Consider the following 548-nt stretch of genomic DNA (forward strand, 5'->3'; position numbering starts at 1 on the left):
CTATTGTACTTAAAAACTGGTTACCAAGGTTTCGAGTGTGCTTTCCAAAATACTCTTCTACTATTTCCAGCATCACACTTGAGTGAGAGTAAGGTCCAGACGAAAGATAGACGTTTCCGTCAATGAGTGCTTTCTGCTCAGTCATGAGCATTATCTCAGGGAACAGTTCGCCAAAGAGGTGGGCGAAGTAAGAATGCATTACAGCTTTGTTTTGCTGCAAAAGACCGGCTTTCGCGACGACAAAAATACCAGTGTCAATTGCAACTATTTTGCTGCCTTTTAGGTGTAACTCTCTGATCCAATCGAACAATGCAGGATCGATATTATCTAACGATTCTAAAGGATCGCCAATTGAGCCAATGATTAATATGTTTGTAAAATCAAATGATTGCCATTGTGCGGTGGGTTGAACGCTGATCCCCCCTCGACCAATTAACGGCCGATTGTTTGGCGTAACGACGTGTGTCATGAAACCTTGGAACTCTGCAAATTCAGCTGCTGTTTCCAAGATCTCTAATGAGCTTATTATTGATGCAAAATACCTCCCT

1 protein-coding gene is annotated in these 548 nt (G+C 42.2%); it reads right to left on the reverse strand.

What is annotated here, in order from left to right; all coding sequences use genetic code 11:
* Positions 1-548: DJ-1/PfpI family protein (locus tag R7040_RS29150; RefSeq protein ID WP_318098000.1), on the reverse strand; the 548-nt coding region annotated here is incomplete at both ends.

The sequence above is a fragment of the Vibrio sp. 1069 genome (assembly GCF_033340555.1).